This is a genomic window from Terriglobales bacterium, assembly GCA_035487355.1.
Taxonomy (GTDB): domain Bacteria; phylum Acidobacteriota; class Terriglobia; order Terriglobales; family Acidobacteriaceae; genus QIAW01.
On sequence record DATHMF010000011.1, the window covers coordinates 1 to 19729 of the forward strand.

A 19729-nucleotide genomic window follows, 5' to 3' on the forward strand; every position below is an offset into this window, starting at 1 on the left:
TACACCGGGAATTTCCCTGCATGAGATGCGCGCCAAAGCGCGGCGCCTGCAGCAGGCGGAAAAGCAAGTGGACCTGCTCATCGTGGATTACCTGCAGCTCATGTCCATTTCTTCCACCGGTGGCAGGCGTCCTGAAAACCGCACTCAGGAAGTCAGCGCCATCTCGCGCGGACTCAAGGCATTGGCCAAAGAGATGCGCGTGCCCGTGATTGCGCTCTCGCAGTTAAGCCGCGCCCCTGAGAGCCGCGGCGGAGACCACCGCCCCCAGCTTTCCGACCTGCGCGAATCCGGCTCCATTGAGCAGGATGCCGACGTGGTGGCCTTTATCTTCCGCGAAGAGGTTTACATGAAATCCGACGAGGCCGAAGCCAAAGGCGTAAGCGGAGTCGCCGAGCTAATGATCGCCAAGCAGCGCAACGGCCCCACGGGAAACATCAAGCTGGCATTCCTCAAATCTTCAACCCGCTTTGAATCCATGGTCATGGGCGAGTGATTCCAGTCCCCGGGGATCCTCAACATCACTCTGAAAATGCGATAGCACCATAGTTTCAGTTTGGGAATAAAGCCATAAATATTCCCAAAATGGAATTTTATTTACAATTATTTTTACATGCCACTTTCCTTTTCCGGGCTATAATCCTCGCCCTCAGGGGATTTCCTTAAAACAACTCAAATTCTTCGCTGGAGGTCGGTATGCCACAGGGGTCGCGCTTGTGCGCTTTTCTCGCCGGTTTTGTCGTGTTAGCTGTCACATTTGCCATAGGTCAAGCCAACAACAACGCTTCTGCTTCAATTTCGGGAAAGACAAGCTTGCCTCTCCCGGCTTCGAATGGAATGCGCAACGCACCTGCAGGCGCCACGGCCCCGGGTAATTCCCCGCCGGTGCTCATGGCCCAACTGCGTCCACAGTTGATATGGCGTAAGACCTCTCCCAGCGCTGAAAATCCGGATGGCCCGGTGTTATATCAGATCATCTTCCGCAGCAGCGCCACGCCCAACCATATTCCCCGGATTGCGCCCAATTTCACTCTCACCAACTCGCTGATCAGCGATAACGGCAGCCAGGTAGCTATTGGTTCGCTTTCCATCAGCAGCACGGGCATCATTACGTTTAACGGTGCGCAAACCTTTCCGGGATCGGTCAATAGCGTGACCTCAGGCAACAGCTTCATCACCATTGGCGGCACGGCGACCAACCCCACGGTGGCCCTGAATACCGCAAACACGGACGCCCGCTATCTGCAACTGAGTGGAGGCACGATGACCGGCCCTATCACTTTTTTCGCCGGCCAGACATTTCCTGGAACGGGCACAGTAACCAGTGTGAACACGGGCGCTGGGCTGACTGGCGGTCCCATCACAGGCACGGGAAGCATCAGTATTGCGGCGGCTGGTGTGACCAACACCATGCTGGCCAACCCCTCGGTTACCTTAAATACCGGTTCAGGTTTGAGCGGAGGCGGAACACTCGCCCTGGGTGGCTCGCTGACCCTGGCCAACACTGGGGTGCTGAGCGTTGGCGCCTCGTCGCCCCTGGCTTCGAGCGGCGGTGCTACGCCTTCCATCAGTCTTACCGGGATCGTGCCGATTGCGAATGGCGGAACCGGCATCAGCACAGCGCCCAGCACGGCTGCCCAATATCTGCGCAGCTCAGGAGCGGGCGCATGGGCAATAGGAAACATACAGGCAGGAGATGTGCCGAGTCTGTCTGGTACCTACGTGGACCTGGTCAGCGATCAGACCATCGCGGGGAACAAGATTTTTAACAACACGATTAGCGGGAATATCAGCGGAAATGCAGCCACCGCGACCAGCGCTACAACGGCAGCCACTGCCACCAACGCCCTGGCACTGGGCGGCAATCCAGCGGCATCCTACAAAACCACCGCACTGAACGACCTGCGCTACTTGCAGCTTGCAGGCGGAACCTTGACCGGCGGCTTAGTATTAGGAGCTACCGGAACTGCAACAGCGATTGCGGGAAACAATTCCAATCCGACCGACTGGACAGCCTCCGTTTTCAACAGCGGCACAACTGCGGAAAGCCAGACCTTTCGCTGGCAGACAGAACCTGTAGGCAATAACACTCCATCTCCATCCGGCAGTCTTAGCCTGTTGTTCTCCGGAACCGGCAACGGCTTCACGCCCACTGAAACGGGGCTCTCGGTTGCCAGCAACGGGCGCATCAGCTTTGCTCCGGGTCAGGTGTTTCCCGTTTCGGGATTGCCGCCAGCAGGTGGCGATGCCAGCGGCACTCTGTCCAACTTGACAGTCGTGGCTTTGCAAGGAACGCCGGTTGCCAGCGTCACCCCGGCCAGCGGCCAGGTTCTCAAGTTCGACGGGACAAAATGGGCACCCGCAGCAGCCAGCGCCGGAACTGTAACAAATGTCTCCGGAACCGCGCCGCTTACGGTGACCAACGGAGCTACGACACCTAACATCAGCCTGGCGGCTGGTGGCATAACCAATTCACTGCTGGCAAATCCTTCTTTAACCGTGAGCCCCGGTTCAGGACTGACCGGTGGTGGCAGCGTGAACCTCGGCGGCAGCACAACTTTGAGCATCGCCAACGCCGGCGTGACCAACGCCATGCTCGCTAATCCCGCCCTAACGGTAAGCGCGGGCTCAGGACTCACAGGCGGCGGCAGCGTGGCCCTGGGCGGTAGCACCACACTGAACCTGGATACTACTTTCACGGATACGCGTTACTTGCAGCTCAGCGGTGGAACTTTGACCGGCGGACTATTCGGCACCACGGCCAGCTTCAATAGCAACATTCAGACCGGAGGAGCGCTAAGCGTACCAATTCCGAATGAAGGCACGACAGGAACCGTTGTGAATCAACTGGTTGAACTGACCGGCGCGCCTGTGACTGCCATCAATGCTGGCATCGACCTCAGCGTAGGGACGATAGGCGTTGTGATCGACGGCGCCGGTACAAGCGGCAGCGCACAGGTGGCACTTCTGGGAGCCGCCAACTGCGTTTTTGATGGACCTACTGTGGCCGGGCATTACGTGATCAAGAGCATAACCACGGGCGGCGACTGCCATGATTCTTCTGCGACGACGTATCCGACGGGCGTACAAGTGATCGGGCGGGCGATCAGTACAAGTGACGGCGGGACATCGCAAGTCGCGTTGTTTCCTCCCGAAGAGCGCAGCAGTGGAGGAACGGTGACCAGCGTAGCTGCGGGCGATAGCTCCATCACCATCGCAGGCACAGCAGCCGCACCAACCGTCGCGGTCAACGGGGCAGCAGTAACCAATCTTAATGCCAGCAACCTGGCGAGTGGAACGGTGCCAACCGGCAGGCTGAGTGGGAGCTACAGCATTGACATCAGCGGCAACGCCTCCACCGCGACCAGCGCTACGACGGCGACCACTGCGACCAATGCCTTGGCGCTGGGTGGTAATTCGGCTGCATCGTACAAAACAACGGCGCAAAACGATCTGCGCTATTTACAGCTCAGTGGCGGGACTCTAACTGGAGCACTGAGCGGCACTACGGCAAGTTTTAGCGGCAATATCAGCAGTACGGGTGGAGTGTTCAACGGCGATGGTTCTGGCCTGACCAATCTTAATGCCAGCAACCTGAACAGCGGAACGGTGCCGAGCGGCAGGCTGAGTGGGAGCTACGGCATTGACATCAGCGGGAACGCAGCTACTGCGACCAGTGCTACAACAGCAGCCACTGCGACCAACGCGCTGGCGCTGGGTGGGAACTCGGCTGTGTCGTATAACACTACCGCGCAAAACGATACCCGCTACTTGCAGCTCAGTGGCGGAACACTGACTGGCGGATTGGTTGGAACAACCGCCAACTTCAGCAGCGACGTTGAGACCAGTGGGGCGTTGAGCGTGACAGCTACGAATGAAGGCACGACAGGAACCTTTGTGAATCAACTGGTGGAGTTGACGGGTGCTCCTTCAACGGTGATCAACGCCAGTACCAGCACCACGGCCGGAACGATCGGGGTTGTGATCGGCGGAGCCGGAACCAGCGGCAGTGCACAGGTAGCAATCGCGGGAAGCGCTGGCTGCGTCTTCGATGGAGGAACCACCGCCGGAGACTACGTGGTGAAGAGCACGACGACAGGCGGCGACTGTCATGATGCTGGCGCGACGTATCCGACAGGCGTGCAAGTGATTGGGCGAGCGTTGAAGACGAACGCAAGCGCCGTAACAAGTCGGATTGCATTGTTCTCTGCCGAAGAGCGTTCCAGTGGCGGAACAGTGACCAGTGTCAGCGCCAGTGCCCCGCTTTCTTCCAGCGGTGGCGTAACCCCGAGCATCAGCCTGACCGGGGTAATACCTGGCGGCAACCTGCCGCTCACCACCTCCTCTACCGACACTACGGCAGGTCACTTAGTGCAGGGCAACGATACCCGGCTCTCCGACTCCCGGGTGGCAGCTTCTGTGAATTTCGCAACTGCCACTTTGTCGGGTACGGTGCCTGGCGCCAACCTGCCTCTCACGACCTCTTCTACCGATACCACGGCAGGTCACTTAGTACAGGGCAACGATACCCGGCTCTCCGACTCCCGGGCAGCAGCTTCTGTGAATTTTGGGACCGCCGTTTTATCGGGTACGGTACCCACGGCAAATGGCGGCACCGGCCAGAGCAGCTCTGGAGCAGCCGGGAATTATCTGCGGAGCGACGGCAGCGTGTGGCAGAGTTCGGCAATCCAGGCAGCCGATGTTCCCAGTCTCTCCGGGACGGTGTATGACGCCAGTGGCACCAAACTTTCAAGTGCTCATACTGTTAGTCAGCAAGCAACTCTAGGGGGTGGGGGTAGCGTCACGCAAACCTTTAGTGGTTCTGCAGCATTCTCAAGTGCCACTTCCTATGACTGTGTAGCCCGGGATATAACAGCATCAGGCACAACTATTTCTGTCACATACACCAGTGGGACCAGCATTACGCTGTCAGGCGGAATCTTGTCGGGAGGCAATTCCGTCCACTATGCTTGTGTCGGCAATTAATTGACGACGAGGGGCAGCAGCGCAACGAGGTGGTTGCCGGGCCTTAGCTAGATAGAAGCCAATCCTGTTTATTTTCTCGATGTTTTATAATTTCCACATCGAGAAACGGTTCATGCGCCCCACATGGGCGGAGGTTTCGCTCTCCGCGCTTCAACAAAACTTTCGCACTCTCCAGGACCACGTTGAGCCTCACGCCATCGTGTGCGCGGTGGTGAAGGCCGATGCCTACGGCCACGGCTCGGTGGAGTGCGCGCGCGCCCTGCAGCAGGCAGGATGCGGATGGTTCGGCGTAAGCTCTCCTGATGAGGGCCTGCTGCTGCGCAATAAAGGCATTACGGGCCGCATTCTCCTGATGGCCGGCTTCTGGCGCGGCGATGAAATTGCCATTGTCGAGCATGATCTCACTCCCGCTGTGTGGGAGTGGAGCCACATTGAGCTGCTGGAAGATGCGGCGCACAAGTGCTACGGCGGCCGCCTCCGCTCCCCGCGAGTTCCAGTCCACCTCAAGGTAGATACAGGCATGGGACGTCTTGGTCTGTGCACGAGCGAGATCGGTGCCTTTGCTACCACTATCAAAGCGGCGGAGTACGTATTTCTCGAAGGCCTGTTCACGCATTTGGCTTCGGCAGAGGTCACAGGCGCGCCCGATACCGACGCGCAGGTTGGACGCTTTGAAGATGCCGTCAGCGCCATCATTGAAAACGGACTCTCTCCCACCTACTACCATATGGCCAACAGCGCTGCCATTGCCGGCCGGCAAAACACGTGGAGAAACATGGTGCGTCCAGGCATCTCGCTCTACGGATATTATCTGCCGTTTACTTCTGCCATCAGCGGTTCGCCTGACCCCTCGGTTGAACTGCAGGTCAAGCCCGTGCTCACCTGGAAGACGCGCATCCATGCCGTTCGCGACTTTCCCGCCAAATCTCCCATCGGTTATAACGCGGCCTATATCACCTCGGCGCCGGCGCGCATTGCCGTGCTGCCGGTAGGATATGCCGACGGACTCAGCCGCCAACTTTCCTCACAGGGACGTGTGATCGTACGCAACGATTACGCTCCGATTGTGGGCATTGTCAGTATGGATATGACCATGATCGACGTTACTGGCATCCCTGGGGCCGATATTGGAGACGAGGTCATTCTTCTCGGCTCGAATGGTGAGCGCAGCATCAGCGCCTGGGAGCACGCCAACCTGGCCCACACCATTCCTTATGAAACCCTGTGCAACATCTCCAAGCGCGTGCCCAGAAAGTACGTGGAATAAAGTACGTGGAATAAAGACAGGCACACCGAGCATTAATCCGTGGCAGGATTCCTTTGTGATCCTTTGTGCCCTTTGTGATTAAATCTTTTTGCAGTTAACTTTTGGATTTCCTCGCGTCTCCGCGGTAAGGTTTTTCTTGAAACTAGAAACACAAAACTCGAAACTGGCCCTGGACTTTCTCGATCCTTTCCGCGAGCCGTGGAGGCCCGTTCCAACAGCAGCGCTCATCGCGTGGCTCATCTTCTATTCTTTGTTTCTGCTGTATGCCCTGCTGGATCGCAGCGGTTTTCTTTTCATAGACAACGCCAACCTAGTTGTCCACGAAGCCGGGCACCTTCTGTTCAGTTATTTCGGCCAGACGCTGATGATCCTGGGTGGCACGATTTTTGAGTTGTTCGTGCCCTTTGCGCTGGCCATTTCTTTTGCTTACCGCCGGCAGCCCACCGGTACGGCCTTTTGTGCTTTCTTCTTCTTCGAGAATTTTCTCTACATTGCTACCTACATGGCCGACGCGCGCGCCCAGGAACTCCCCCTGGTCACGGTGGGCGACGCCGACTACGTGGAGCATGACTGGTTTCATATCTTTTCCAGCATGGGCTGGTTGCAACATGACACCCAGATCGCGGCTTTTGTGCGCATTTTGGGATGGCTGGGTATGCTGGCCACGGTAGCCTGGCTGGCTTGGCTCTGGAAGCGGCAAAGGGCGACAGCAGATAGATAATTGATGTCGTGCATTGTCGTGCCCGTTGCACTTCTCGAAAACGATTGCTCGTTGATAAACTATCTCCACATGCGCAAACTCTACGCAAATTGGATAACCAACTGGGAAACCCAGCTCACCACCGCCGATACCAATCGCATCGTCCGCCCCTTCGAATGGGGCGTGGAGTGGACGCGCACCTGGCCCTTTGTTAACGGCAATTATCCCCAGAGTGCCGAGGCTTATGAGGGTTATCTGCATAAGCTGAATGAGACCGTCGTGCGCCACAGCCACGAGTTTTTCTCCTACGACGTGCCCACGGATTTTCGCCTCGAGCGGCGCAAATTGCAGCTCTTCGCCACCCGCAGCCGCCCGCAGGATGAAGACAAACTCAAAGGCAAAGAAGGCGATTTCCTGCGCTTCACTTCGCCGGTGAGCACGCCCTATCCCGAGAATAATCTGATGAATGCGCGCTGGTTCCCGGCAAAGGAAAAGAATGGGACCAAGAACAAGCGCGCCGTCATCGTGCTGCCGCATTGGAACTCTGACGCCATCAGCCACAATTCCATCTGCACGGCGTTGAACTGGTTTGGAATTTCGGCTTTGCGCATGAGCCCGCCGTACCACGATATCCGCCGGCCGGCCGAGCTGACCCGCGCCGATTATGCCGTCAGCTCCAATGTGGCCCGCACCATTGACGCCACCCGCCAGGCGGTCATTGATATGCGCTGCTGTCTCGATTGGCTGGCCCAGCAGGGATACACCCAGTTTGGCGTCATGGGCACCAGCCTGGGATCCTGCTATGCCTTCCTGGCCAGCGCACACGACGAGCGTCTGAGCGTCAACGTGTTCAATCACGCGTCCACCTATTTCGCCGATGTGGTCTGGACCGGGCAATCTACCCGGCACATCCGCGAAAGTTTTGAGACCACGATTGATTTGGAAAGTTTGCGCCGCGCGTGGGCGTGTATCAGCCCCACGTCCTATGTAGATCAATTTGCCACGGCCGGACCCAAGAAGTCGCTGGTGATCTATGCGAAATATGATCTGACGTTTCTTCCTGAATTCTCCCGAAGAGTGGTGGAAGAATTCGCGCGCCGCAACTTTGACTTCAAAGCAGTTGAACTTCCCTGCGGCCACTACACGACTGGCGAGACGCCTTACAAATATCTCGACGGCTACCACATCGTGAAGTATCTGGTGCGTGCTTTTACCTAAAGGGCTCCGCAGCCAAAACAAGGCTGCTCCGCTGTCCTCACCCCATCAAGCCAAAACCGGGCTTGCTGGGGACCCCGACTCGCTTTTGGTTCGTGCGTGACAGCGCTCACCAAAAAGCTCACCCGCGACTCACTTGAAAGAGCAGCCCCAAAAAATAAAGCCAATAGGGCTTTGCCTATTGACCAAATTAAAAAGCGCAACCAAGTTCGCTCATGCTGTCGGCCAACGGCAAGAGACGAACTTGGCTGCACATCACACCCGTTAGGGGGAGGGTGTTCAGTATTGATTTTCAAGCAACGTCACCCCTTCCTGCCAGATTGCTGAAGTACTTTGGCCTTTAGTAACATGCCGGGCCCTTCAAACCGTTCTGTTTCAGTTTTTTACGTGTCCTATCTCGGTTAAGAACTGTTAAGAAAACATGTATCTGGACATGACCTTGAGTCATACGGCAATCTTAGAAAAATAATAGGGTTTTCGCCTGTCAAAATGGACTTAAGAGCCTAGTTTTGATTTTGTAGCGACTCAAAGCTGAGAAATGCGTTTTCTAACGCGGACGAGCGGTAGCATTGATGTGGGCATTTTGCGCTTCGAAACGATGGCCCAGCCATTGCTCCAGGTCGCGTTGCATCTTGGGGTCCATGTGCAGAAAGCGGACGCCCACGCCCGCGTTTTCTTTGTGCCAGGTGATCTCGGCCTTGGCTTCAATGCGCAGGCCTCCGGGCAGGAAAAAACGCACGCGCACCGGTGTGGCCGTTTGCAGTTGAACGGGCAACTTCACCGCCATGCCGCCTTCGCTTAAATTCAAAATCCGTATGCGGTGTTCCTTGCCTTCCGGAAGCGTAACCACGGCTTCGGTCTCGAGCGCATTGCGGAAATAGCGCCGTTGTTCGCGTTTCATCAGGCCCTGGGCGGCGCGCAAGGTGCGGGTGAAGCGTTCTGCGGTAAGGGGCTTATCCAGCACGAAGTTCGCGCCCAGGTCAAAAGCCTGGCGCACCGTGGTACTGCCGTTGATAATGCCGAATGCCATGGCACGCTTGCTGGAAGGACTGCTGCGTAACTGCTGCAGCACATCTTTGCCACCTGGCAGGTCGTCGCAATCCACCACCACCGCGTCAAAACGGCGCTTGTTCAGAAGCTCAATCGCCTGGGCAGGATTTGTTCCCACTTGGCATAGGATGTTCGAACTGTCGAAAGCCTGGCGGGCAACGCGTAATGCTTCCGGTTCGCGCAAGAAGAGTAAAGCCTGCAACGGCATAGAGCATCAATCTTACTAAATTGAGCCTCGCCAGACCAGCGCCAAAAGCGACTGTCGTGGTTACTAATTCTTGTTCTTTTGCCTTTTTTGGGCGTCTTTTAATTCTTTGAGGGCTTCCAACTCAGGGAGGGCGCTGAGGTCTTTTGGCCTCGCAGCGGCGCGCTTTGATTGAATAATTACATTTAGGCCGGCTACCCGGCACGGGATATTGAAAATAGAAATTGATTCGGCGGCCTGTGAGACGCTTGAAAATTGTCCTACCCCGTCCAGTTCGCCCAACAGATCAACGTCGCCCAGATCGGTTGTTAGAGTGAAATTCATCCCTCGTTTGAGGGTATCGGCGTCAAGCTTAAATGGCAGCCCTGGAGGAGCTCCGCGCAGGCGCGGGTGATGCGGCTTGAAGGCTGACGCAAGCCGCTTTAGATTTTCCGGGGTGCGCTCATAACAAATGTCCAAGTCTTGTGTGACCCCAGCGAGCCCATGCAGAACGGCTGCATACGCGCCTACGATTACAAAATTAACGCGAGCTTCGGAGAGAGCTTGCAAAAGAGCTTTGAAATTGGTCATGAGGCCAGACTGCGGCTGGCGCGGCGCAATTCTTCAAAGAGACGTAAAGCTCCTTCCATTTCCAGCGCGCGCTGCGTAGGCGTTAGTCTAAGTCTGCGGATATTAAGGGTGAGATCTACACCGTAGCGCTTGGCGGCCGCGATCCTGCTGCCTCTCGGAGGCGTCTTGACCAGGTCAAGAAGGCGTTTTTCTTCGCTACGGGTCATAAAATGGCTTTGTTAAATTGTACATCGGGTTAATCACAACCCGGGAATTTGTCGGCCCAAAAGCTCGTAACTATGCCATCTCAACCCTGCGCACTGCTCCGCCCGGCGGCAACGCATCGCGCAGCTCGCTGATGGTTTTCTTCAACAGCGGATGCCGCACACCAGGGGCGATCTCCGCCAGCGGCACCAGCACGAAGCGCCGCTCGTGCATTGCCGGATGAGGAATGGTCAGGCCCGCCGTCTCCACGACTGAGTTGCCGAACAGAAGAATGTCAATATCAATCGAGCGCGGACCCTTGGGCTGCGTACGGCGTCGGCCCATCTGCTGTTCAATCCCCAGGATCGCCTTCAGCAGCCGTTTGGGCATGAGTTCGGTTTCGAGGGCAACCGCGCAGTTCAGGAACCAGGGCTGGTGGGCTATCTCCATCGGTTCGGTTTCATAAAAGGAAGAGGCCGCTGTAATTGTTCCCAAAGTTCCCAGCTTCTCAATGGCTGTAGCGATCTGAACCCGGCGGTCGCCGATGTTCGATCCGAGCGATAGATAAACTTTTTTTTTCAGAAGTTGACCCTCACTGCGCGAAAGCGCCGGCCGCTATCAAAAGAATATTACGGAATTACGATACTGGAACCCGGCGCCGCCACAGCAGACTCAGGTTTCTCTGGAAATTGCGTGGAGAGAAAATCCACAAACGCGCGCGAGCGCGGCCTTCCAGAGGTGCGGGCATAAGCCATGCGCACCAGGAACACCAATGCCTGGAGCACTTCGGAATCGCGCAGCGAGGAGTAGCCCACGTGTTTCTGCTCCATCTCGCGATACTCGGCCAGCATGGCCTCAAGTGCGTTGATGATGGCCTGCTGTGCCGGCGAGGCGGTCGCGCCGCCGACATGCAATCCCGAATTTACCAGGGTTTGCTGTTTCTGGGCGAACGCGCTGAGCGCCGCAATCAAATCGCTGTCGTATAACGCGCGGTCAGCGCGTACGGCTTTGGCCAGCGCAAAACTTAATCCGGTGAGCAGCGGCTCGCGGTCGTAGAGAAACTGCTCGCGAACTTCCACCTCGGGGAAAAGCGCAGTCCTGGGGAGGTCTTTCAGCGCGTGGCGTTCATGCTTGCGTGCCTCCTGCAAATAAACGCAGTCACTAGGGCAATCGAGCGAGACCTCGCGTTGCTCGCCGCAGCAGACCGCGCAAATCTTGTCATGCAGCGCCGGGCAAAAACGCTTTTCTTTCCGTAAGTTACAGATAATACAACTCATTCTCTCTATTCTCTCATGGGCAGGAACTGCAAAAAATGGGGTACGAAGACGCCGGAAGGCAGGCAGGAAGCGGGGCAGCAGGTTCCCGGACGCATGGCAACCGCATAAAATATGGCGAAAATGCTTCTCAAGCTTCAAAAAGCGTTGTATTATGCGGTTATCGAGCGTTTTTTGCTCGCTAATTCAAGGAGGAATATCAATGGCAGCAGGTATGACCAAATCTCAACTCGTGCGGCACATGGCCGAAAAACTTGGTACTAACAATAAAACGGCCGCAACATTCCTCGAGACCCTCGCTGATACCGCGATCAAAGAGACCAAAAAGAACGATATCTTCGTTATCCCCGGCCTCGGTCGCTTGGTGAAGGCGCACCGCAAAGCTCGCATGGGCCGTAACCCTCAAACTGGCGAAGCCATCCAGATCAAAGCCAAGACCGTCGTGAAGTTCCGCGTGGCCAAGGCTGCCAAGGATGCGATCGCTCCCAAGGGCAAATAGTCCCCGCTCGTACTCCCTGCAAAGTTTCAAACCAAAAGGCCGGATCTGTTAAGCCGGCCTTTGGTAATTAGTACTCGGTACTCAGTGCTCAGTGCTCAGTTAGAAAACTTATTTGAATGCACACATAAGAACTGCATTTGAAAATCTGTGTTGATTCGTGTAAATCCGTGGCGAATAACCCTGAGGACTGACGACTAGGGACTGAGGACTGACACTGAGCACTGAGTACTAGCTTTCCACTCCTGCCGGCACCGCTCCCTTTTTGGGACGCCTGTTCGCCTGGAGAACCTTCTTCCGCAGCCGCAGAGATTTTGGTGTGACTTCCACGAACTCATCGTCTTCGATGAACTCAATCGCTTGCTCCAAGCTCAGTGCCTTGTGCGGGACCAGGCGGATGGCTTCATCCGCTGTGGAGGCGCGCATGTTGGTGAGTTTTTTCTCCCGCACTGCATTCACATCCAGGTCAACCTCGCGCGCATTTTCGCCGACGATCATGCCTTCGTAGACATCTTCGCCGGGGCCGGTGAACATCTCGCCGCGCTCCTGCAGGTTCCATAACGCATAGGCCGTAGTTTTACCGGGGCGGTCAGAGATGAGCGCGCCGGTAAGCCGGTGAGGAATCTCTCCCAGCCACTCGCTGTAGCCTTCAAAAATGGAATTGAGCACCGCTGTGCCCCGTGTGTCGGTCAGCAACTCGCTGCGCAGCCCGATCAATCCGCGGCTGGGGATGCTGAATTCGAGGCGCACCCGCCCATAACCATGGTTGTGCATCTTGGTCATCTGGCCCTTACGGGCGCCCAGCTTCTCAATCACCACCCCCACGAAGTTTTCCGGAACGTCAATAACCAGCTTTTCTGTCGGCTCCATCAGCTTGCCGGTCTTGGCATCGCGCCGGGTAATGATCTCCGGCTTGCCCACCATGAGTTCAAAACCTTCGCGCCGCATGGTTTCGATGAGAATGGAAAGCTGCAGCTCGCCGCGTCCCATGACTTTGAAGGTGTCGGTGTTGGCGGCTTCCTCAACTTTCAACGACACATTGGTCAGCAGCTCTTTTTGCAGGCGGTCGCGCAGGTTGCGCGAGGTGACGTATTGCCCATCGCGTCCGGCAAATGGTGAGGTATTGACTGTAAACTGCATGGCAATCGTGGGTTCATCAATGGCGATGACGGGCAGCGGCGCCGGATTTTCCGCGCTGGTAATGGTCTCGCCGATGGTGATGCCTTCCACCCCGGCCACCGCCACAATGTCACCCAGTTCGGTCTCAACAATGTCGGTGCGCTTCAATCCGCTGAACGAAAATAATTTTGTGATGCGTATCTTTTGCAGAGAGCCATCAAGCTTGGCGATGGCGACATCCTCGCCCGTCTTCAGCGTTCCATTGACTACGCGCGCGATGGCCAGCCGCCCCAGGTAATCGCTGTAATCGAGATTGGCCACAAGAACTTGCAGAGTGGCGGCCGCGTCGCCCGCAGGAGCGGGAATGGTTTCCAGGATGGCGTCAAACAGCAGCTTCAAATCCGTGCCCGGTTGTTCGGCCGAAGTTGAAGCAGTTCCTGCCTTGGCATTGGTATAGAGCACAGGGAAATCAAGCTGCTCTTCTTTGGCGTCCAGGTCAATAAAGAGGTCGTAGATTTCGTTCAACACCTCTTGCGGCCTGGCGTCCGGCCGGTCAATTTTGTTCATGATAACAATCGGAGGCAATCCAGCTTCGAGCGCCTTGCCCAATACATACCGCGTCTGCGGCAGCGGACCTTCGCTGGCATCGACCAGCAGCATGACGCCGTCTACCATCTTCAGCGCGCGCTCGACTTCGCCGCCAAAGTCGGCGTGGCCGGGTGTATCTACAATGTTGATTTTCACAGTGTGGTAAAAAATGGCGGTATTCTTGGCCAAGATGGTGATGCCGCGCTCGCGTTCGAGTTCATTGGAATCCATGACGCGGTCGGCAACGACTTCATTGGCGCGGAACGTCCCGCTCTGGCGCAACATGGCATCCACCAGGGTGGTCTTGCCATGGTCAACGTGGGCAATAATGGCTAAATTACGTATGCTCATAAGGGATTAAGAATTTAAGTTAAGGAACAGCGCCCCGCGACCGCGGAAAGCCCTGTTAATCAATTCTATTTGATTACTGTGATATTGCGCTTATTTGCTTGGAATTTGATTCATTGCGGAATAGACGGCCTTGATTTGTCGTTGCATGTCTTAGGATCGAGTATGTCAGGGGAAAACCACGTTGTCTCAGCCTCGTCGGTAGGAGAAATGACTTACCTCAGCGTCTCCGCGCCTCCGCGGTTATTTCCAGCTCTGGAAAATCAGGTTCCATACATTACCAAAGTAACTGTTATTTAGTTTAGTTACTACCGTAACTTGGTTTCACGGTCCGATTGTGCCAAAATGGGTCTAGTACCAAAATGGGCATAGAACGACCAGGATGCCCAATTCGACTAACCCCCATAAGCAAATCCCTCCAGTAAGCGATTTACACCTCATTTAACCCCCAAAAAATCGAGGTTCTTATTTTCGCGCAACGGTTTTGCATTGAAGGGGCAAGTTAGATGCGCGATTGCAAGGTGGTGATTGAACATGAAAAAACTCAAATTTCTCATTTCGCTTCGCATGGAGGAAAACCCGTACCAGAAGCAACACGCAGGTACTGCCGAGGAGGTGGCCCAACGTCTGGGCGTTGATCTGCAAGTTCAGTATGCAAACAATGATGCGATTACTCAAAGCGAGCAATTGCTCAACGTTATTCAATCTCCGAAGGAGTCCCGGCCCGACGGCATCATATGTGCCCCGGTTGGGACAACTTTGATGCGTGTAGCGCGTTGTGCCGCCGAGAGCGGCATTGCATGGGTGCTCCTTAATCGCGACGGCGATTACATAGCAGAGCTGCGCAGGGCCTACAAGGTCCCGGTTTTTAGCGTTACCGTAGACCAGAGCGAGATCGGACGAATTCAGGGACGTCAGGTGAATGCAATACTTCCCGAAGGCGGCCTGGTTTTATATCTTATCGGCCCCAGCGGCAGCAGCATCGGAGAGCAGCGCTTGGCCGCAATGCAATCCACAAAGTCGGCCAACATTCAGGTAAGGACACTCACTGGCGATTGGACCGAGGAAGGCGGATACAAGGCCGTAAGCCGATGGCTGCAACTGAGAACTTCGCATGAAACCCCAGCAACTTTGGTCGCCGGGCAAAATGATGATATGGCAATCGGCGCCCGGCGCGCGTTTGAGGATCAGACGAGTCGCGAACAGCGGGCGCGATGGCTCAGCCTGCCTTACATCGGTTGCGATTGCTGTCCCGGGGCCGGATTGGAATGGGTTCGCACCGGACTGCTGGCGGCATCAATCGTCAACCCGCCAACCGGAGGACTTGCTCTTGAAATGATGGTCCGGGCGATTCGGAGCTCATCGCAACCTCCCGAGTGCACAACCGTTGATCCGGTTTCTTACCCGGCCGTCGAAAAGCTGGCGAAAATTCTGACGCACACCGGCGTGGCTTGAGGGACGACGCCACAGTTTTTCTAGTTCTCACGCACATTCTAAAGGCTCGATGATAATGTGAACCAATGGGTCTGCCTGAATCAACCGTAATTCGTTTGAGAACGCAGCTCGATTGTCTGCCGACTATCCTCGCTGGGATTTCTGAGGGTGCGCTTGACCGCAGACCTCATCCGGAGAAATGGTCTGCGCGAGAAAATCTTGCACATCTGACCCGCTATCATGAGATGTTTCTGGAGCGCATTGAACGTATTCGAAGTGAGGACCGGCCGCTGCTCGCGCGCTATGCCGCCGAAGATGATCCCAAATGGCCGCTATGGGCCGCTATGCCTGCGAGTGAACTGCTTACCCGCCTACGGGCATTGCGCGCGCGAATGCTTGAGCTGGTGCAGCAGTTGTCAGATGCGGAGCTGTCACGAACTGCAGTGCATTCGCGTTTTGGCGAAATGACGCTGGAGCAATGGCTGGAATTCTTCCTGCTTCATGAGGCGCATCACTTGCTCGTGGTGATGCAGCGCGTCCGGGAATAAGAGGTCAGGTCAACATCGCGCGCGTGCCATTTGACTCGCTGCCTTCCATTACGCTAGCCTCAAAGAGTTATCTTTAAAGAATAAGGGTCTTAAAGGCGCACTCTGGCGCGCCCTCCCTCGACCCCGCAATTCCCATGATTTCCGCTTACAAACGCAAGTTTCTGAAAACTATCGCTGTTCTGTTTTGGGCCATGCTATGGGTTTCTCCTCTGGCCCTGTGGGGAGCCGCTGGGCATCCGATTGCGCATCCCGTCCACGCGCGCAGCGCCATGGTGGTGAGCGTGAATGGGAGGGCCTCCGAGGCCGGCGTAGAGATCATGAAGCGCGGCGGCAACGCCATTGATGCGGCTGTGGCTACCGGGTTTGCGCTGGCGGTGGTGCATCCCCAGGCGGGGAACATTGGCGGAGGCGGTTTCATGCTCATCCGCATGGCCAACGGCACAACTCACTTTCTGGATTATCGCGAGAAAGCCCCGGCTGCCGCCACCCACGACATGTTTCTGGATTCGCATGGCAATGTGAGCGAACACGCCAGCCTCATCGGATACAAAGCCATCGCCGTTCCCGGATCGGTCAAAGGCATGGTCTACGCGCAGAAAACCTGGGGCAAGCTGCCGCTCGATGTCGTGATGGCGCCTGCTATCCGGCTGGCGCGTGAGGGTTTTGAGCTCAGCTACAGCGAGGCCCGCGACTTCAATAACGATGATTTTCTGCCTGGGTTCGAGGCTTCAAAGGAAATTTTTCTCAGCAACCCACAGCGGCACGGCGCGCGTTACGAATACGGCGATATCTTTCGTCAGCCGGAGCTGGCACGCACACTGGAGCGGATCGCCAAAGATCCCGAAGATTTTTATCACGGCGCAATAGCGCATGAGTTGGCTGCCGCGGTCCAGAAGGGCGGCGGGTTGATGACGGTGGAAGACCTGGCCAACTACGAGGTGAAAGAGCGCACCGTGCTGCGCGGCAACTATCGCGGATATGAGGTCATCAGCGCTCCGCCGCCATCTTCCGGCGGCATTGTTCTACTCGAGACCCTGAATATTCTTGAGGCAGTGCCACTGAGCAGCATGGGCAACCGCTCTGCCGATTCCATCCATTGGACGGTCGAGGCCTTCCGCCGCGCCTACATGGACCGCGCCGAGTTCCTGGGCGATCCTGACTTCGCAAAAATCCCGGTCGCGCAACTGCTCGATAAAAAGTATGCCGATGCCTGGCGTGACACCATCAATGGCAACCGTGCCAGCATCAGTTCGCAGTTGAAGCGTCCAGCAAATGCGTTTAACGATTTGGATCGCGTCTCAGCGCTCGCCGTGGGCGGGCACGACTCCGACAACACGACGCATTATTCCATGATTGACCAGGAAGGGAACGCGGTTTCAGTTACCACCACGCTGAATGATCTTTTTGGTTCGCGTGTGACCGCCGAAGGCCTGGGCTTTCTGCTCAACGACGAGATGGATGACTTCAGCTCCAAGCCCGGCGTCCCCAACGCCTACGGGCTGGTGCAGGGAGAGGCCAATGCCATTGGCCCCAACAAGCGTCCGCTCTCTTCCATGACCCCGACCATCGTGGTCAAAGATAACAAGCCATTTCTCATTTTGGGATCGCCCGGCGGCGGGCGCATCATATCCACGGTTGCTAATATTCTGATGGGTGTGATTGACTACGATTTGAACATCCAGGAAGCCGTCAATGCCCCCCGCTTCCACCATCAGTGGCTGCCCGATGAAATTCGCATGGAAAAAAACGGCTTCTCCAGAGATACTATTCGTTTACTGGAGCAGCGCGGGCACAAGATCACGTTCAGCGATGCCTGGAGCGACGGCGAGTGTATCATGATTGATCCCAAAACAGGAGAGCGCCAGGGTTCGAGCGACCCGCGCAATGAAGGGAAGGCAGTCGGCTATTGATGGTTCGCGCCGTATCTACTTACGTATTTATACGCCAGCGGCTACATCCCGGGCTGCTCGATGGGCTGGCGCGCGCCGGCGCAGAAGCCATTGAGATTTTCTGCGCGCGGGCGCACTTCAATTACTACGACCGCGCCCACGTGCGTGAGCTGGCCGGATGGTTCAAAAGCAACAATGTCAAACTGAACTCGATGCATGCGCCCATGTTCTATGACGAGGAAGAGTGGACCCGCGGCCCCATGGAGCCCATCAATATTGTTGAAACCGACCGCAAGCGGCAAATTCAGGCGACCGACGAGATCAAGCGCGCCCTGGAATGCGCCGAGCACCTGCCCTTCCGTTTTCTGGTGCAGCATTTGGGCAATAGCAATGAGACCTTTGACATGCGTAAGTTCGATGCTGCCATGACTTCGGTAGAGCACCTCCGCGCCTTTGCCAAGCCTTTGGGGGTGAAGGTGCTGCTGGAGAATATTCCGAATGAACTCTCCACGCCCGAAAAATTGGTGGAGTTTGTGGGCACGGCCCATCTGGATGACGTGGGTTTTTGCTTCGATGCCGGGCACGCTCACATGATGAGCAACGTTCTGCAGGCATTCGACGTAATGAAGCACAACACCTACTCGACCCACCTGCACGACAATGCCGGTGTCATGGATTCGCACCTCTGGCCGGGAAACGGAAAAATAGACTGGAGCGAATGCACCTCGCTGTTGCGTTCGGCCCAGCGTGGTCTTCCCCTGCTGCTCGAAATTGATGGCGAGAACCAGACCGAGATCAACGAGAAAATATCCAAGGCTTATGATTTTCTGGAAAAGCAGACAGCAGTAAAAAACACTTAGCATTCAGCATTCAGCCCAAGAAAATATAAGGAAGAAGCAAGAAGTTAAGATGGACCATCCCATTACAACCATTCGAGAACTTGGCAAGCACGAAGGTCAGAGCGTGACTTTGCGCGGCTGGCTGTACAACCTGCGCGAGAGCGGCAAACTTTTGTTTCCTATCTTTCGCGACGGCAGCGGCATCGTGCAGGGAGTGATGCCTAAGAGCGCGGTTCCCCCCGAAACATTCGAGACGGTGAAGAATCTCACCATTGAATCGAGCGTTATTGTCCAGGGCAAGGTGCGGGCCGACAAGCGCGCTCCCGGCGGCTATGAGCTTGACGTCAGCAGTGTGGAAGTAGTGCAGCGGGTTCCAGAGGCGGATCCGTACCCCATTTCGCTGAAAGAGCACGGCATCGAGTTCCTGATGGAAAATCGCCACCTCTGGGTGCGCTCTCCCCGGCAGGCGGCCATACTGCGTGTGCGCGCTGAGATTATCAAAGCTGCGCGCGACTACTTTGATGAGCGGGGCTTTACGCTTACTGATCCTCCCATTTTGACCCCCGCCGCCTGCGAAGGGACGACAACGCTGTTTCCCGTGAACTACTTTGATGAGCAAGCGTTCCTGACGCAATCCGGCCAGCTTTACATCGAAGCCACGGCCATGGCGCTGGGTAAGGTCTATTCTTTCGGACCAACCTTTCGCGCCGAGAAATCCAAAACGCGGCGGCACCTTACTGAGTTTTGGATGGTCGAGCCCGAGGTCGCGTACGCCACAATTGATGACATCATGGATTTGGCGGAAGGGTTCATCAGTTTTATCGTGCAGCGCTGCCTGGAAAAGCGGCGCCCGGAGCTTGAGACCATCGGCCGTGATGTCACTAAGCTGGAGAAAATTACAGCTCCTTTTCCGCGCATTACCTATGACGAAGCGGTCAAGATGTTGCAAGAGGGCCACGCCGAAGGCAAAGTAGAAAACAAATTCGAATGGGGCGGCGACTTTGGCTCGCCCGATGAGACC

17 protein-coding genes are annotated in these 19729 nt (G+C 56.2%); 11 read left to right on the forward strand and 6 right to left on the reverse strand.

Annotated elements, in window-relative coordinates:
- The 5 genes from VK738_02200 to VK738_02220 all read left to right on the forward strand — a co-directional run.
- On the forward strand, positions 1-493 hold a 493-nt coding region (locus tag VK738_02200; GenBank protein HTD21434.1), incomplete at its 5' end, for a DnaB-like helicase C-terminal domain-containing protein.
- Positions 494-693: 200 nt separating this feature from the next.
- Positions 694-4983 carry a hypothetical protein gene (locus VK738_02205; protein ID HTD21435.1) on the forward strand — a complete coding sequence of 1430 codons (4290 nt, stop codon included), beginning with the start codon at positions 694-696 and terminating at the stop codon, positions 4981-4983.
- A gap of 112 nt (positions 4984-5095) precedes the next feature.
- On the forward strand, positions 5096-6250 hold the full coding sequence (gene alr / locus VK738_02210) for an alanine racemase (protein HTD21436.1): 1155 nt from the start codon (positions 5096-5098) through the stop codon (positions 6248-6250).
- A 136-nt stretch (positions 6251-6386) separates the two neighbouring features.
- The gene (locus VK738_02215) at positions 6387-6971 is read left to right on the forward strand and encodes a hypothetical protein (GenBank protein HTD21437.1); all 585 of its coding nucleotides are present in this window, start codon (positions 6387-6389) and stop codon (positions 6969-6971) included.
- Positions 6972-7040: 69 nt separating this feature from the next.
- A complete protein-coding gene (locus VK738_02220; protein ID HTD21438.1) occupies positions 7041-8168 on the forward strand; it encodes an alpha/beta hydrolase family protein in 1128 nt (375 codons plus the stop codon).
- A gap of 544 nt (positions 8169-8712) precedes the next feature.
- Here VK738_02220 and VK738_02225 read toward each other — a convergent pair.
- The 5 genes from VK738_02225 to VK738_02245 form a co-directional block, all read right to left on the reverse strand.
- Positions 8713-9423, reverse strand: coding sequence for a PilZ domain-containing protein (locus tag VK738_02225; protein HTD21439.1), 711 nt, complete (start codon positions 9421-9423; stop codon positions 8713-8715).
- Between the two features lie 63 nt (positions 9424-9486).
- Positions 9487-9990: a hypothetical protein gene (locus VK738_02230; GenBank protein ID HTD21440.1), complete on the reverse strand. Its 504-nt coding sequence runs from the start codon at positions 9988-9990 to the stop codon at positions 9487-9489.
- The gene (locus VK738_02235; protein ID HTD21441.1) at positions 9987-10196 is read right to left on the reverse strand and encodes a hypothetical protein; all 210 of its coding nucleotides are present in this window, start codon (positions 10194-10196) and stop codon (positions 9987-9989) included. Before VK738_02235 ends, VK738_02230 begins: the two co-directional genes overlap by 4 nt.
- 70 nt (positions 10197-10266) lie before the next feature.
- A complete protein-coding gene (gene folK, locus VK738_02240) occupies positions 10267-10755 on the reverse strand; it encodes a 2-amino-4-hydroxy-6-hydroxymethyldihydropteridine diphosphokinase (GenBank protein HTD21442.1) in 489 nt (162 codons plus the stop codon).
- Between the two features lie 47 nt (positions 10756-10802).
- Positions 10803-11450 (reverse strand): hypothetical protein, encoded by a 648-nt coding sequence (locus VK738_02245; GenBank protein ID HTD21443.1) that lies wholly within the window; start codon positions 11448-11450, stop codon positions 10803-10805.
- Positions 11451-11649: 199 nt separating this feature from the next.
- Between VK738_02245 and VK738_02250 the strand changes: the two genes are divergently transcribed.
- Complete coding sequence (locus VK738_02250) at positions 11650-11946, forward strand: HU family DNA-binding protein (GenBank protein HTD21444.1); 297 nt, start codon at positions 11650-11652, stop codon at positions 11944-11946.
- 228 nt (positions 11947-12174) lie between these two features.
- Here VK738_02250 and typA read toward each other — a convergent pair whose 3' ends face one another.
- Positions 12175-14001 (reverse strand): translational GTPase TypA, encoded by a 1827-nt coding sequence (gene typA, locus VK738_02255; protein ID HTD21445.1) that lies wholly within the window; start codon positions 13999-14001, stop codon positions 12175-12177.
- A 531-nt stretch (positions 14002-14532) separates the two neighbouring features.
- Here typA and VK738_02260 point away from each other — a divergent pair.
- The 5 genes from VK738_02260 to VK738_02280 form a co-directional block, all read left to right on the forward strand.
- Positions 14533-15453, forward strand: coding sequence for a sugar ABC transporter substrate-binding protein (locus VK738_02260; GenBank protein ID HTD21446.1), 921 nt, complete (start codon positions 14533-14535; stop codon positions 15451-15453).
- Between the two features lie 65 nt (positions 15454-15518).
- Positions 15519-15980: a DinB family protein gene (locus tag VK738_02265; GenBank protein HTD21447.1), complete on the forward strand. Its 462-nt coding sequence runs from the start codon at positions 15519-15521 to the stop codon at positions 15978-15980.
- Positions 15981-16114: 134 nt separating this feature from the next.
- Positions 16115-17890: a gamma-glutamyltransferase gene (gene ggt / locus VK738_02270; GenBank protein ID HTD21448.1), complete on the forward strand. Its 1776-nt coding sequence runs from the start codon at positions 16115-16117 to the stop codon at positions 17888-17890.
- Positions 17890-18729 carry a sugar phosphate isomerase/epimerase family protein gene (locus tag VK738_02275; GenBank protein ID HTD21449.1) on the forward strand — a complete coding sequence of 280 codons (840 nt, stop codon included), beginning with the start codon at positions 17890-17892 and terminating at the stop codon, positions 18727-18729. The genes ggt and VK738_02275 overlap by 1 nt, the downstream gene beginning before the upstream one ends.
- Before the next feature lie 49 nt (positions 18730-18778).
- On the forward strand, positions 18779-19729 hold a 951-nt coding region (locus tag VK738_02280), incomplete at its 3' end, for an amino acid--tRNA ligase-related protein (protein ID HTD21450.1).

Bases quoted from the DNA above. Each gene is read 5' to 3' on its own strand.
- VK738_02250 (HTD21444.1), top strand. From the start codon at position 11,650: ATGGCAGCAGGTATGACCAAATCTCAACTCGTGCGGCACATGGCCGAA.
- VK738_02245 (HTD21443.1), bottom strand. From the start codon at position 11,450: ATGAGTTGTATTATCTGTAACTTACGGAAAGAAAAGCGTTTTTGCCCG.
- ggt (HTD21448.1), top strand. From the start codon at position 16,115: ATGATTTCCGCTTACAAACGCAAGTTTCTGAAAACTATCGCTGTTCTG.
- typA (HTD21445.1), bottom strand. From the start codon at position 14,001: ATGAGCATACGTAATTTAGCCATTATTGCCCACGTTGACCATGGCAAG.
- VK738_02225 (HTD21439.1), bottom strand. From the start codon at position 9,423: ATGCCGTTGCAGGCTTTACTCTTCTTGCGCGAACCGGAAGCATTACGC.
- VK738_02220 (HTD21438.1), top strand. From the start codon at position 7,041: ATGCGCAAACTCTACGCAAATTGGATAACCAACTGGGAAACCCAGCTC.
- VK738_02235 (HTD21441.1), bottom strand. From the start codon at position 10,196: ATGACCCGTAGCGAAGAAAAACGCCTTCTTGACCTGGTCAAGACGCCT.
- VK738_02230 (HTD21440.1), bottom strand. From the start codon at position 9,990: ATGACCAATTTCAAAGCTCTTTTGCAAGCTCTCTCCGAAGCTCGCGTT.
- VK738_02275 (HTD21449.1), top strand. From the start codon at position 17,890: ATGGTTCGCGCCGTATCTACTTACGTATTTATACGCCAGCGGCTACAT.
- VK738_02205 (HTD21435.1), top strand. From the start codon at position 694: ATGCCACAGGGGTCGCGCTTGTGCGCTTTTCTCGCCGGTTTTGTCGTG.
- VK738_02265 (HTD21447.1), top strand. From the start codon at position 15,519: ATGGGTCTGCCTGAATCAACCGTAATTCGTTTGAGAACGCAGCTCGAT.
- alr (HTD21436.1), top strand. From the start codon at position 5,096: ATGCGCCCCACATGGGCGGAGGTTTCGCTCTCCGCGCTTCAACAAAAC.
- VK738_02260 (HTD21446.1), top strand. From the start codon at position 14,533: ATGAAAAAACTCAAATTTCTCATTTCGCTTCGCATGGAGGAAAACCCG.